Source organism: Haloarchaeobius sp. HME9146 (assembly GCF_025399835.1).
In the GTDB taxonomy this organism is placed as follows: domain Archaea; phylum Halobacteriota; class Halobacteria; order Halobacteriales; family Natrialbaceae; genus Haloarchaeobius.
The window spans coordinates 129,683-142,432 of sequence record NZ_JAODVR010000001.1; the positions used below are offsets into that span (position 1 = coordinate 129,683).

Below are 12,750 nucleotides of genomic sequence, written 5' to 3' on the forward strand. Positions count from 1 at the left end.
CATGGCAAACACGGATTCCCTCGAGAACATGGACGGCCTCGAGGTGACGGCCTGTGAGCGCTGCCCGGAACTCTGTGAGTCGCGCAGTCGCATCGTCAACGGCGTCGGACCCGACGACGCAGCCGTGCTCTTTCTCGGCGAGGCACCCGGCGCGCAGGAGGACGAGGAGGGCGAACCGTTCGTCGGCCGGTCGGGCGACGTGCTCACCGAGGAACTCAGGAACGTCGGCCTCGACCGCGAGACGGTCCGCATCACGAACTGCGTTCGCTGTCGGCCGCCGGACAACCGCAACCCGCGCAAGGAGGAACTCGCGAACTGCCGGGAGTACCTCGAACGTGAGATCGACCTCGTCGACCCCGAGGTCATCGTCACGCTCGGGAAGGTCCCCGCCGAGCACCTGCTGGACCGGTCGGTCGCGGTGACGAAAGAGACCGGCAACGTCGAGGAGGTCCGCATCGCGGGCGAGCCGCGCCGGGTCATGCTCTGTCTGCACCCCGCGGCGACGCTGTACGACCGGAGCCAGCGCGAGCCGTTCGAGGAGACGCTCGCCGAAGCCGCGTCGCTGGCGGGCGTGCGTGGAGACGGTGGAGAAAGCGGCCAGTCGCGGTTAGGCGACTTCTAGGCGCTGCGGCCCAGCCACTTGTCGCCGTCGAACAGGCCCCGGAGCCTGTCGAAGAAGCCCTCGGAGACCTCCTCGTCCGGGCGCAGGCGCGACCGGAGCCGCGAGGAGAACAGCTCGACGGAGATGACGATGACGATGACCATGAAGATGCCCGCCGCCGCGTGACTGAACGCGAGCTGGGCGAGCTGGCCCTTGATGAACTGGCCGAGGCCACCGGCACCGACGACACCGAGCGAGATAGCGATACGGACGTTGATCTCGAGGATGTAGAGCGCCCAGGCGATGAAGGAGGAGAACACCTGGCTCAGCATCCCGAAGGTGATGACCTGCGAGCGGTCCGCACCCGTCGAGGAGATGGCCTCGATGGGGCCGTCCTCGACCTCTTCGAGTTCGTCCGTGAACAGCCGACCCATGTTCCCGATGGTGTCGGTCGCGATGGCGAACATCGCCGACAGCGGCGTCGGGCCGAACACCGGGATGTAGAAGAGCACCCAGACGATGGCCGGGATGGCCCGGATGGTGCTCATCGTGCCGCGGAAGATGAAGTTGAACGGGAACGGCGTCACGCGCTCGGAGCCCATCACACCGAAGAACAGCGCGAGGGGGAACCCGACGATGGTCCCGGTCGCACCGACGACGATGGTGACGATGCTCGCGCCGACGATGGAGGTCGCCTGGTCACGCTGGAGGACAGCCTCGACGAGCGACCCGGGGTGGGTCAGGCTGCCGATGAGGGCGCTCCAGCCGTGGAGCTCCATGTCCTGGGAGTACAGCGTGAAGAAGTAGAAGTCGGGGCTGAGGAACTCCAGCAGGTTCGAGATGAACACGGGGCCCTGTCGGACCACCTGTGCGATGGTGAAGTCGAGGTAGACGAGCCCCGCACCGGTGAACACGAGCATGGCCAGCATGAGCCCGGCGTACAGGCCACGCCGGATGAGCTGCTGGCGTTCGATGAGGTCGAGTCGCTCCGTGATGCGTGGGTCCGCGCCGGAGACGGTGCCGCCGTCGGTGGCGGTCCTGTCGTCGCTCATTGGGCTACCTCCTCGGCCGTCGCCGCTGACATCTCCTCGTCGTCGGAGTAGTAGATGTCGTCGACGATGTCCATGGTGAGTTCCTCTCTGCCGCCGTCGAACACCTTCTTGCCGTCGCGCAGGCCGATGTAGCGTTCACCGAACTCGCGGGCGAGGCCGACCTGGTGGAGACTCGCGATGGTCGTCAGGTTACGTTCCTCGGCCGCCCGTCGCATGTAGCCCATGACCTCCTCTGCGGCCTTGGGGTCGAGGCTCGCGACGGGTTCGTCGGCCAGCAACAGGGAGGGCTGCTGGACGAGCGCGCGGGCGATGCCGACGCGCTGTTTCTGCCCGCCGGACATCGAGCCGGCGCGCTGGTTCGCCTCGTCGAGCAGGCCGACGGTGTCGAGCGCTTCGAGCGCGGTGACCTTGTCCTCGCGGTCGTACCGCGTCAGCAGACTACTGACGAGGTCCTCACGGGAGAGCGCACCCGTGAGTGCGTTCTTGTACGCGCTCATGGCTTCGACGAGATAGTGCATCTGGAACACCATCCCGATGTCACTGCGCCGGCCGGTGACCTTCGAGTCCCCGATGTAGACGCCGCCCTCCGTGGGCTCTGCGAGCCCGTTGAGGAGTCGGAGGAGTGTCGACTTCCCGGCTCCCGAGGGGCCGAGCAGCACGACGAACTCCCCGTCGGGAATCGTGAACGACACGTCGTCGAGCGCGACTGTGTCGCCGTATCGTTTCGTGAGGTTCTCCACCTGTATCGCTGTCATTACAAAATAATTCGTGATAGACGGTTAGTTTGTTTCGGAGTCGGTTCGAGCGGAACCGGCTGCTCAGGCCGAGTCGAGCAGGTCGGTGCTCAGGTTGAGCTTGTTCGCGACGTCGATGACCGGCTGGTAGTCCTCCAGCTTGGCCGGGCGGACGCCGTCGAACCAGAGGTCGTCGTCCGTGTCGCCTTCGCCGTCCTTCCCGAGGTACGCGTCTTCCGGCGCGTCCTTGAGTGCGCTGACGAGGCTCTCCTTCTCGGAGTCCGAGAGCTCGGGGCTGACGACCATCGGCGCGCGCGGGATGCCCTTGCCGTACTCCTTCTTGTAGTCGATGATGGGCTCGATGCCCTCGACGTAGCCGTCGTCACCCTGCGTGATGAACTTGCCAACACCGGCGGCCTCGACCTGGCCGTCCTGCAGCGCCTTGAACGCCTCGGCGTGGCCGGACCAGGTACCGGTGAAGTCCGCACCGTTGTCGCTGACGGGGGCCTCACCGATCTCGAGGCCGGCGTCCTGCAGCATGTACAGCGGGTAGAGCGAGCCACTCGCGGAGGTCATGTCCGCGAAGGCGACGCGCTTGCCCTTGAGGTCCGACAGCGACTCGATGTCGCTGTCCTTGCGGGTCACGATGACGCTGGTGTACGTCCAGGAGCCGTATGCGTGGCGCTGGAGAGCGATCTCGGCCTTGTCTGCCTTGACACCGAGGGCGGCCGCGAACGGACCGGTCTCGGCGATGTCGGCGGAGCCGCTGCCCAGGCCCTGCAGCACGGCGCTGTAGTCCGCGGCGTACTGGAGCTCGACGTCCGCACTGTCGCCGATCTCCGAGTCGATGTAGTCCCGCATCGGGCCGTACTGTTTCATCATGTAGTTCTGGGGCTCGGACGGGGACATCATGAACTGGACCGTCCCGTCACCGTACGCCTGTTCGCCGAACGAACCGAGACACCCTGCTGTTCCGGTAAGGGCCGCTGCCCCTGCCACACCTGCTGCCTTGAGGAAATCGCGTCGACTTTCCATAGCGAATCAATTCATAGTTCTTGATGTCGACCTTAAAAGTTCCTAATCTGTCTACGTGGGACTATGTAGATTACGTTAGTGACTATCTGAAGTAAAAAACAAAAATAACCGGTAAAAATAAAATCGAGAGTCGGGATTAACTGTACGGACCGAACAGGCCGAACGAGCTGTCGAACGAGCTCGTCGTCGGCACGGTCTCGTCGCCGTCCAGATTGTTGCTGGAGTCGCGCACCGAACCGCCGAGCCGTAGGTCGGTTCCCAGCGCGCTCGCGAGGTCGTTCAGGTCGGTCGCGTCACCGTTGGACGCGCCCATCAGTACGACCGCACCACCGCCCGCAACGAAGTCGGAGAGGGCGGTCTTTTCAGCGCTCGTGAACGTGCTCGAAGGTGTCGTCACGACGACCGCTCTCGCCCCCGAGAGGTCTGCGGTGGCGAGGTCGTTGCGCTGCTCGAACGCGATGTCCTGACCTTCCAGATACCGCTGGTAGTACGCCGCATCCTCGTTCGAGAGCGCGGCGTCGGAACCGAACTGCCCGTGCCCACCGTCGATGACGATGCTTCCAGTCGTACTGGTGAGCGAGTCGACGAGGCTCGTGAGGAACGGGTAGTTGCCGTACTCGGCGGTGTCGACCGGGTAGCCCTCCTCGGACTCGTAGGACTCGTCGATGGTGAGGCCGCCGACCATGGCGACGTTCGCACTCGAGTCGACGCCGACGAGCGGGGTCGCGCCGGACTGGTCGTACACCGGGGCGCGCGAGTCGGCCAGCGCGCCAGTGCTGGTCTCGACCGCGGCCGCCTTCGGGAAGAACAGCTCCGAGTAGCTGCCGTCGCGGATCTCCGAGGACGCGTTCGGGTCGCTGTTGGCCCAGAGGCCGGTCCCGTTGGCGCGCGCGGTCGCCTCCGCGTTGCGGAAGCCGTCGTGCTTGGTGAGCGCGGACCCGTACACCCGGGCGTACCCCTGCTCGATGAGTTCGCGGTTGTAGAGGGTGTCGCGGCTGCCGTCGCCGGTCGCGTCGTACCTGACGTACGCGAGCAGGCGACCGAAGGGGTCGGTCTGGCCCTCGTTGTCGTCGTAGAATATCTCGACCGTGTCGCCCACGTCGAACGCCTGCTTCGAGAAGTCGGTCGCGTTCGCGCCCCACGTCGCGAGGTAGTCGTAGGACTCGATGCCCTCCCACTCGGGTGGGCGCTCGGCGGACCGGTTGCTCGCCTTCTCGGGCGTGTCGACGCCGAGGACGCGGATGCTCTCGACGCTGCCGTCCGGCATCGTCACGTCGAAGGTATCGCCGTCGGAGAGGCTCTCGATGGTCACCGTGGTGGTGTCGGGCGAGCCGCTGCCGCCGTCATCGCCGCCGTCGTCACCGCCGCCACCGCCGCCCGACCCGCCGTCGAAGTAGCCGAAGTCCGTGTTGAACACGGTCGTCGTCGGCCGGTAGGACGCGCCGGCGTTGTTCTGCGTGTCCGCGACCTGGTCGTCGTTGAACTGGAACGACAGGCCGAGCCGGAACGTGATGTCGTTCAGGTGGTTCGTCTCGTCGTAGTTGTTGTAGTCGGACTGGTCGTGCAGGAACAGCACGCCGCCGTCGTCGACGAACTGTGCGAGCTTGTCGAGTTCACCGTCGGAGAGCGCGTCACCCGGCGACGTGATGACCGCCGCATCTGCCCCCGACAGGTCGTTGTGCAGGTTCGTCGTCGGCTGGACGTCGTAGCCCGCGCTCTCGGCCGCCGATTCGAACGAGGAGAACTTCGAGAGGTCGTAGTACTGTGCGTTGCTCTCGTCCCAGATGACGGTGCCGGACCCGCCGAGTTCCTGGTCCCAGACGTTGAGGACGAACTGCTCGTTGTCGTAACTCCCGTCGAGGTTCGCGTCGTCCACGAGGACGGAGCCGAACGCCACGACGCCGTCTTCGGACGCGACGAGCGGGATCTGTCGCCAGTCCCAGTAGACGAACGCGTCGTCGTCGTAGTCCTGGTCGTCGTTGGTCGCTTCGTCTTCCGCCCACACGGGGACGACCGTGCTGTCCGTCAGCGGCCCGCCGTCTGCGCCGTAGAGACTGCAGGTGGAGTGGAATCGGAGTGCTGTTACGCTCGTGGTGAGGGTGCCATGCCCGGTTCGTGCCGCTGCGGTTCCGCCAACCGCGGACGCGGCCAGAAGTTCTATGAAGCGTCGTCGACGCATCAGTTTAGCCGTTCAAAGAATTACAATTTAAACGCTTCTATTATTAATAAATAGCTCGCTCGATTCTAAATAGTTGATGGCTATAGCTTTCGGAAAGGAAACCGACTTGGCGGCGCGGGGCCGACGCATACCCATGAGTCAACAGTCCGTCACCGACGAGCGCGAGACGCTCGCCTCGGTCGTCGTCGTGGACTACGGTCTCGGGAACCTCCGCAGCGTCACGCGCGGGCTCGAACGGGCCGGTGCCGACGTGGAGATCTCGGGCGACCCCGAGGACTTCGCAGCCGCCGACGGCGTCGTCCTCCCGGGCGTCGGTGCCTTCGGGGAAGGCATGGAGAACGCCGAGTCCGTCCGCGACGAGCTCGTCGCCGTGGCCGAGCGCGGCCAGCCCCTGTTCGGCATCTGTCTGGGGATGCAGATGCTCCTGACCACGAGTGAAGAAGCCGACCGCGAGGGCCAGGGCGACGTGCGCGGCCTCGACCTGATTCCGGGCACGAACGTCCGGTTCTCGCAGGGACAGAAGGTGCCGCACATGGGCTGGAACGAACTCGACGTGCAACGCGAGCACCCCCTCGTCGAGGGAATCGATGGTGAGTACGCCTACTTCGTCCACTCCTACTACGCGGCCCCCGACGACGAGCACGCGACGGTCGCGACGACCGAGTACGACGTCGAGTTCCCGTCCATCGTCGCCAACGACGAGGGCAACGTCTTCGGGACGCAGTTCCACCCGGAGAAGAGCGGGGAGACGGGGCTTCGTATCCTGAAAAACTTCGTCGAGTTCTGTGCCGATTCCTGAACCGTCGGTCCTACGCCGACGCTGAGAACCGCCCCTTTGCGGCGAGATACGCCAGGGAGACGACCCCGAGCGTCATCAGGGCGTAGTACAGTTTCGTTCCGTTCTCCAGACCGACGACGTAGCTGGTTGCACCAAGTAGCGCGGCACTCACTGCGACGATGAGGGCAGCGGATTTCACTGTACCCGGCCGATTATCTTTCCGAGAAGTTATAGCTTGAGATAACTCACAGGAACTCCCTGACCTCGGAGTACCACATGTCGTGGTGGTCGACCGCGTCCACGCGTTCCGCGATGGCGACCGCGAGCGCGTGCCAGCACTGCTCGGTCGGGTCGTCGGGGTCGAGGTTGTACTCGGCGTCCTTGCAGTTGCAGCCGCCGGCCTCGACGATGTACTCGTCCTCGTAGCCGACGACGACGGTGAAGTCGCGGTACTGCTTCACGCGACTCTCCGAGACCGCCTCGATGGCGTGGTGGCCCCGGTCGCCGTGGACCTGCATGATGCGCTTGGCCGCATCGGGCGTCAGGCTGCCGGCCTCCTCCAGCAGGCGTTGCCACTCGGCCACCACGTCCTCGTCGGTCACGTCGACCACCCGACAGCGAACACCCGAATCACTGGCGGACGTACGGACGGCCCCGTGAAAACAGGTTCGGCTGGTCGGTCAGTCCTGCTCGCGACCGGGGAGCACCGCTCGCTCGTCGTCGGACTCCGTCTCGGGGGGTGTCGTGAGGTCGGTCAGGTCGTCGACGATGGGGACCAGTCGCTCGATAGCCCCCTGAGCCGCGAGCACGTGGTCCTTGACGGGGCCACCGGCCACCACCCGCCGCAGGTGACTTCGCGCAACGCCCAGCCCGGGGTACACCTCGTCGGTGAGCAGGTCGTTCGCGTCGGCGAGCTGGTCGAGCGCGGTCTCGAGCTGTCGCCGGGCGACCTCGACCTCGGTGATGTCGTCGAACATGACGACGACGTACTCGAGTTCCCCGCCGGGGTCGAACAGCGGCGCGGCGTTGACCTTGCACTCGAACCGTTCGCCGTCGCCGCGGGTGACCACCATGTCCTCCCCGACGACCTTCTCGCCGGCTTCGAGGACCCGGTACGTCGGGTGTCGCTCTATCGGGTACTCCTCGCCGTCGAACGTGTACAGGCCCCAGTCCGGGTCGTCGTACGTGGTCCCGATGATGTCGTCGAGGTCCATGCGGAGCAGCGTCGCCGCCCGGTCGTTGGCGCGGACGATGACCCGGTCCGAATCGACCAGCACGATGCCGACCGGGCTCGTCTCGAACAGCCGGTCCATCAGGTCCCGCTCCTGTCGCAGCGAGGCGTCGAGTTCGACCTGTTCGGTCAGGTCACGGACGACGCAGACGTGGCCGCCGTCGTCGAGCATGGCGACCGAGACGGACTCGGGGAACGGCGACCCGTCGGCCCGCATCCCCACCGCCTCGCCGTGCCAGGAGCCCTGTTCTTCCATCTTCGGGAGGATATCGTCCTCGAACCGGGCCGCCTCGTCGGGACCGTACAGCATGTGCCAGTGGTTCCCGACGATGTCCTCGGGCTCGTACCCGTACGCCGCGGCGTAGGCCCGGTTCATGTACGTGTAGACGCCCTCGGCGTCGAGGATGGCGATGCCCTCGCTGGCCGTCTCGATGGCGTGCAACCGGCGGCGGAGGGTGCGCTCAGTCCGGTAGCGCCCGACGAGGTTCTGGATGCGGTTGACCAGCAGCGTGTACTGGTCGGTCCCCCGACCCTTCTGGATGTAGTCGGAGACGCCCTCCGAGATCGCCTGGCTGGCGATCTCCTCGGAGCCCTTGCCCGTAAAGAGGATGAACGGGAGGTCCTCGTCGACCTCACGCACCTTCGCGAGCAGTTCCAGTCCGTCCATACCCGGCATATCGTAGTCACTGACGACGCAGTCGACCCCCTCGCGGACCAGGTCGAGTGCCTCGGTCCCCGACGTAACGTCTGTCACCTCGAATCCGTCTGCCATCCGTTCCAGAAAGGTTGCCGAGACCTCCCCGAACGATGGTTCGTCGTCGACGTGAACGACCGAGATCCGGTCCGCCGACGCCACCATACTCGTTGCCATCTCCTGATGTACAGGACGGCGCGGAGTTCGATAAAAGGCGCGCCCATTCGTATCGAGCGGTTTAACGCCTTCCCTCGGTGACTGAGGAGTATGGACGTCACGGAGGGCCAGGTCACGGTCGACGTGCCCGAGCAAGACGGCACGGGGAAAACGGATTCCGTGTTCTTCAACCCGAAACAGGAGTTGAATCGCGACCTCACTATCGCCGTCTTGCGGGCCTACCGCGAGCACGACGAGCGGGCCGCGACGTACCTCGACGCGATGACCGCCTCGGGCATCCGAGGGGTCCGGGCCGCCGCCGACGGCTGGGACGTCACCATGTGCGACGTGGACCCCGAGGCGGTCGAGTTGGCCCGCGAGAACCTCGCGCGCAACGACCTCGACGGCACGGTCCTGCACCGCGACGTGAACGCCTATCTCTGGGACGAGTACGTCGACGTGGCCGACATCGACCCGTTCGGGACGCCGATGCCGTTCGCCGACACCGTGTTCGCCAACACCCGTGACCTCGCGTGTATCACGGCGACCGACACCGCCCCCCTGTGTGGCGCGCACTTCAAATCGGGCATCCGGTCGTACAGCGCCATCCCCCGGAACACCGAGTACCACGCCGAGATGGGCGTTCGCATCCTGCTCGGGGCGCTCGCCCGGAGCGCGGCCCGGTTCGACGTGGGTATCGAACCCCTGTTCACGCACGCCACGAGTCACTACGTTCGCACCTACCTCGACCTCACCCACAAGCCGAGTGCGGCGAACTGGAGCCTCGACCAGCTCGGCCACCTCTACCACTGCGAGGACTGCCTGTTCCGCGAGCCCGACCCCGGCCTCATCGCCCACCCGCCCGAGACCTGCCCCGAGTGCGACTCGAACCGCCTGCTCGAAGCCGGGCCGCTCTGGCTCGGCCCCTACCGCGACCGCGAGTTCACCCTCGACGTGCGCGACCGCATCACCGACGACATGGGGACCGCCGAGAACGCCCGCGAGCTGTGTACGGCCATCGAGCGCGAGCTCGACCAGCCGACCCACTACGACCAGCACAAGCTGTGCAAGCTCTGGGGTCGCGGCGCAAGCGGGATGGACGAGTTCCTCGAAACTCTCCGTGACGCCGGGTACGAGGCCGAGCGCGCCCACTACGGCGGGACCGCGTTCAAGACCGACGCGTCGATTCCGGAGATGCACGACGCGACCAGCGACTGAGCTGGGAGCGCGTCGCTCGCCCGAGACCAACGAGCTGTCGGCCGGTCTTTTTGTAGCTCCTCGGCGTACTCACAGTCGTGTCTCAGCCACCAGCCGAGTCGCTGCCACCCCGGCTCCAGCGCGCGAAATCGGTCACGCTCGCGGTCGTGAGCCTCGCGCAAGCGGAGCAGCTGACGTTCCTCGCGGCGGCCATCGCCTACTACGCCTTCGTCTCCCTCATCCCGCTCGTCTTGCTCGCGATCGCGGTCGCCACCAGCGTCGGCGGGGAGGCACTGGCGGCACAGGTCGCCGAGGCCGCCAGCAACGTCCTCACCCCGGCGAGCCAGGACGTGTTACGCGATGTGCTCACCGCGACGGAGGGACGCTCGGCGACGACCGTGGTCGGCCTCGGCGTGCTCATCTGGAGTAGCCTCAAGGTCTTCCGAGGCATGGACCAGGCGTTCTCCGAGGTGTACGGGAACGGGAACGGCAACTCCTTCGTCGACGAGCTCACCGATGCCGCGGTCGGGCTGGCCGCGGTGGGTGCCGCCGCCTTCATCGCCGTCGCCGCCATCACCGTCGTCCAGGTCGTCGATTTCCCGTTCGAATCGGTCGTCGGCCCGGTCGTCAGTCTGCTCGCGCTCGCCTTCGCGTTCTACCCACTGTACTACCTCTTCCCTGACGAGGACGTCCGCTGGCGCGAGGCCGTCCCGGGCGCGCTGTTCGCGGCCGCCGGCTGGACCGTGATGGGCGTCATCTTCAACCTGTATGCGGGCTACGCGGGCGCAACGTCGCTGTACGGCTTCTTCGGGGCCATCCTCCTGCTCGTCACGTGGCTCTATCTTGGGGCCATGATGTTGCTGCTCGGTACCGCCCTGAACGCGGTGCTGGCCGGGCAGACGGCGAACCTGAACCCTGACCTGTCAGCCGCCGTGGACCGGCACCTTCAAACCGCGGGCCTGCGACAGGAAGAACCGACAGAAGACGATGCCTGAGGACGAGCAGCCGGCGGACGACGACCGGCCCGACGAGGGGGAACGCGCGCCTGCCGATAGCGGCGACGACGCCGAACCGGCAGCGGACCCGGACCCGTCGGGCGACGATGGTCCGGCCGGGGACGACGAACCGGTCGACGACCGTGACGCCGAACTCGACCGGCTCTACGAACGCCTCGCCGACCTCGAAGACCAGGTCGAGGGGCAGCGCGCCAGCAAGGCCTCGGTCGCCGAGTTGCGCGAAGAACTCGAATCGTTCGAGGAGGACGTCGAATCCCGGACCGTCGACAGGGACTCGGTCGAGTCCGACCTGAAACGGTACGTCCGGCGCAAGCTCCGTCGCGGCCACGCCCGCGGGTGGGGTCCCTACCTCGTGCTGCTCTACGGGACCGCCATGACCCTCGGGCTGCTCTACGCCCCGAAGATGGAGGGCGACGGCTGGGTCGTGTTCGCGATGATAATCATCTGGCTGTCGGTGCTCGGGCTGTACACCCTGTTCGTCATCGTCGGCGTGACCTTCACCGTCCTCGGCGTGCCCGGTCGTCTCCGCGACCGTGTCCAGGAATGGCGCTCCTGACCCGCGCCGAGTGGGCGACCGAAGTCGCCCGCGGCCTCGTTCCCGACGCCCTCGCACCGGCGATCGGCCTCGTCTCACACCTCGGCGACCCGGTGTTCCTCGTCGCGCTCCTCGTACTCACGTACTGGTTCACTGACCGGGAGCGCGGCGTCCGCCTGCTCGGTATCGGGCTCGGGGCGCTCGCGCTCGTCATCTTCCTCAAGAACCTCCTGCTCGTCCCCCGGCCGACCATCGGGCCACCGGTCCCCGCGGAGTCGATCCCCTGGCTGTTCCGGACCTCGTATCGACTCGCAAGCGAGGCCGACGGCTACGCGATTCCGAGCGGGCACGCGCTGGGGACGACCGTCGTCTACCTGGCGCTCGCGATGCGACTCGGCACCAGCCGGGCGTACGGGGCCGCCGCCGCCATCATCGCTGGCGTCGGGTTCGCCCGCATCTACCTCGGGGTGCACTACCTGGGTGACGTGGTCATCGGTTTCCTCCTGGGCGTGACCTACCTCCTGCTAGCGACGAGACTGCTCGACGACCGGGAGCCGCGGGTCGCGCTCTGGCTGGCGGTCGGCATCGGGAGTCTCGGCGTTCTCGCCACGGCACCCATCCCCACCAGTGACGCGATGGCGACCATCGGGTTCGCGACCGGGGCGGGCGTCAGTTGGCAGGCGACAGACGTGCCGACGCAGCCGTGGTCGCCCTCGCTCGCGCTCTGGCGACCGCTCGCCGTCGTGGGCGGTGTCGGGCTGGCGCTCGGGCTGGTCATCCTGGGAGTCGGAACGGAACCGCTGTGGGTCCTCGTCGCCGCAGTCCTCGCCGGTGTGACGGTCGTCGCAGTGCCCGGCCTCAGAACGGGAACGCCTGCCGACGCCGCCACGCCACCATACCGAGAGCCGTGAGGAACACGACCGCGACCGTCGACGCGACCGGGTTCGCCTGCACGACGGGCCACACCGCCGCCCAGGCGACCTCGATGGGTGCCTTCGTCTCGCCGCCATTGGAGTAGCCGAGACCGGCGAGTGCGGCCACGTAGAGGGCCCAACCCGCGCCGGAGTAGAGGCTGAACTTCGTCAGGTCCATCTTGGCGAACCCTGCCGGGATGGAGATGGGCGTGCGGAGCACGGGGAGGAACCGACCCCAGAACATGAGGCCCTCGCCGTACCGCGTGAACCACTCCTGGCTCTTGTCTATCTCGTCGTCGGGCATCCGGACGATGTGGCCCCACCGGCGCATCAGGCGCTCACCGTTGACGCCGAACAACCAGTAACACAGCAGGCTCCCGATGATACCGCCGACCACCGAGACGGCGACGAACAGCCCGAACGTCGTCGGACCGGTTATCATGAACAGCGCGGCCAGCGGGATGACCACCTCGCTCGGGATGAAGTGGAGGATGAACGAGGTCTCGAGGACCACGAAGACGAACAGGGCGATGAATCCGTAGCTCTCGATGAAGGCGATAGAGAAGTCTGTGAGCCACGCGAGTTCGACCATTCACCCGAAAAAAGCCAGCAGACGATTATATGTCTC

The 12,750-nt window shown here is 66.4% G+C and carries 14 protein-coding genes; 6 read left to right on the forward strand and 8 right to left on the reverse strand.

The features are described from left to right. Position 1: 1 nt before the first annotated feature. On the forward strand, positions 2–622 hold the full coding sequence (locus N6C22_RS00655) for a uracil-DNA glycosylase family protein (RefSeq protein WP_261648633.1): 621 nt from the start codon (positions 2–4) through the stop codon (positions 620–622). On the opposite strand, the gene N6C22_RS00660 is transcribed toward N6C22_RS00655, so the two are convergent. The 4 genes from N6C22_RS00660 to N6C22_RS00675 form a co-directional block, all read right to left on the reverse strand. After that, positions 619–1,653, reverse strand: a complete 1,035-nt coding sequence (locus N6C22_RS00660; RefSeq protein ID WP_261648635.1) for an ABC transporter permease — start codon at positions 1,651–1,653, stop codon at positions 619–621. The two genes, N6C22_RS00655 and N6C22_RS00660, sit on opposite strands and share 4 nt — an antisense overlap. Beyond that, positions 1,650–2,408: a phosphonate ABC transporter ATP-binding protein gene (locus tag N6C22_RS00665; protein ID WP_261648636.1), complete on the reverse strand. Its 759-nt coding sequence runs from the start codon at positions 2,406–2,408 to the stop codon at positions 1,650–1,652. The genes N6C22_RS00660 and N6C22_RS00665 overlap by 4 nt, the downstream gene beginning before the upstream one ends. Before the next feature lie 63 nt (positions 2,409–2,471). Further along, a complete protein-coding gene (locus tag N6C22_RS00670) occupies positions 2,472–3,422 on the reverse strand; it encodes a phosphate/phosphite/phosphonate ABC transporter substrate-binding protein (protein ID WP_261648637.1) in 951 nt (316 codons plus the stop codon). A gap of 136 nt (positions 3,423–3,558) precedes the next feature. After that, positions 3,559–5,601 carry a DUF4350 domain-containing protein gene (locus tag N6C22_RS00675; protein WP_261648639.1) on the reverse strand — a complete coding sequence of 681 codons (2,043 nt, stop codon included), beginning with the start codon at positions 5,599–5,601 and terminating at the stop codon, positions 3,559–3,561. Between the two features lie 133 nt (positions 5,602–5,734). Here N6C22_RS00675 and hisH point away from each other — a divergent pair, with 133 nt between their 5' ends. Next, positions 5,735–6,400, forward strand: a complete 666-nt coding sequence (gene hisH / locus N6C22_RS00680) for an imidazole glycerol phosphate synthase subunit HisH (RefSeq protein ID WP_261648641.1) — start codon at positions 5,735–5,737, stop codon at positions 6,398–6,400. A gap of 10 nt (positions 6,401–6,410) precedes the next feature. On the opposite strand, the gene N6C22_RS00685 is transcribed toward hisH, so the two are convergent. From N6C22_RS00685 to N6C22_RS00695, 3 genes are all read right to left on the reverse strand, one after another. Further along, positions 6,411–6,578, reverse strand: coding sequence for a hypothetical protein (locus N6C22_RS00685; protein WP_261648642.1), 168 nt, complete (start codon positions 6,576–6,578; stop codon positions 6,411–6,413). Positions 6,579–6,624: 46 nt separating this feature from the next. After that, positions 6,625–6,981 (reverse strand): hypothetical protein, encoded by a 357-nt coding sequence (locus N6C22_RS00690; protein ID WP_261652524.1) that lies wholly within the window; start codon positions 6,979–6,981, stop codon positions 6,625–6,627. 78 nt (positions 6,982–7,059) lie between these two features. Further along, entirely contained in the window at positions 7,060–8,481 is a 1,422-nt protein-coding gene (locus tag N6C22_RS00695; protein ID WP_261648644.1) for a PAS domain-containing protein, read from the reverse strand. Between the two features lie 90 nt (positions 8,482–8,571). Here N6C22_RS00695 and N6C22_RS00700 point away from each other — a divergent pair, with 90 nt between their 5' ends. From N6C22_RS00700 to N6C22_RS00715, 4 genes are all read left to right on the forward strand, one after another. Next, positions 8,572–9,678 (forward strand): tRNA (guanine(26)-N(2))-dimethyltransferase, encoded by a 1,107-nt coding sequence (locus tag N6C22_RS00700; protein WP_261648646.1) that lies wholly within the window; start codon positions 8,572–8,574, stop codon positions 9,676–9,678. Between the two features lie 77 nt (positions 9,679–9,755). Then, complete coding sequence (locus N6C22_RS00705) at positions 9,756–10,652, forward strand: YihY/virulence factor BrkB family protein (protein WP_261648648.1); 897 nt, start codon at positions 9,756–9,758, stop codon at positions 10,650–10,652. Next, positions 10,645–11,229: a ribonuclease BN gene (locus N6C22_RS00710; RefSeq protein ID WP_261648649.1), complete on the forward strand. Its 585-nt coding sequence runs from the start codon at positions 10,645–10,647 to the stop codon at positions 11,227–11,229. The genes N6C22_RS00705 and N6C22_RS00710 overlap by 8 nt, the downstream gene beginning before the upstream one ends. Further along, complete coding sequence (locus N6C22_RS00715; RefSeq protein ID WP_261648650.1) at positions 11,217–12,119, forward strand: phosphatase PAP2 family protein; 903 nt, start codon at positions 11,217–11,219, stop codon at positions 12,117–12,119. The genes N6C22_RS00710 and N6C22_RS00715 overlap by 13 nt, the downstream gene beginning before the upstream one ends. On the opposite strand, the gene N6C22_RS00720 is transcribed toward N6C22_RS00715, so the two are convergent. Then, positions 12,067–12,714, reverse strand: a complete 648-nt coding sequence (locus N6C22_RS00720) for a DedA family protein (RefSeq protein ID WP_261648651.1) — start codon at positions 12,712–12,714, stop codon at positions 12,067–12,069. The genes N6C22_RS00715 and N6C22_RS00720 overlap by 53 nt on opposite strands. Positions 12,715–12,750: the final 36 nt, after the last annotated feature.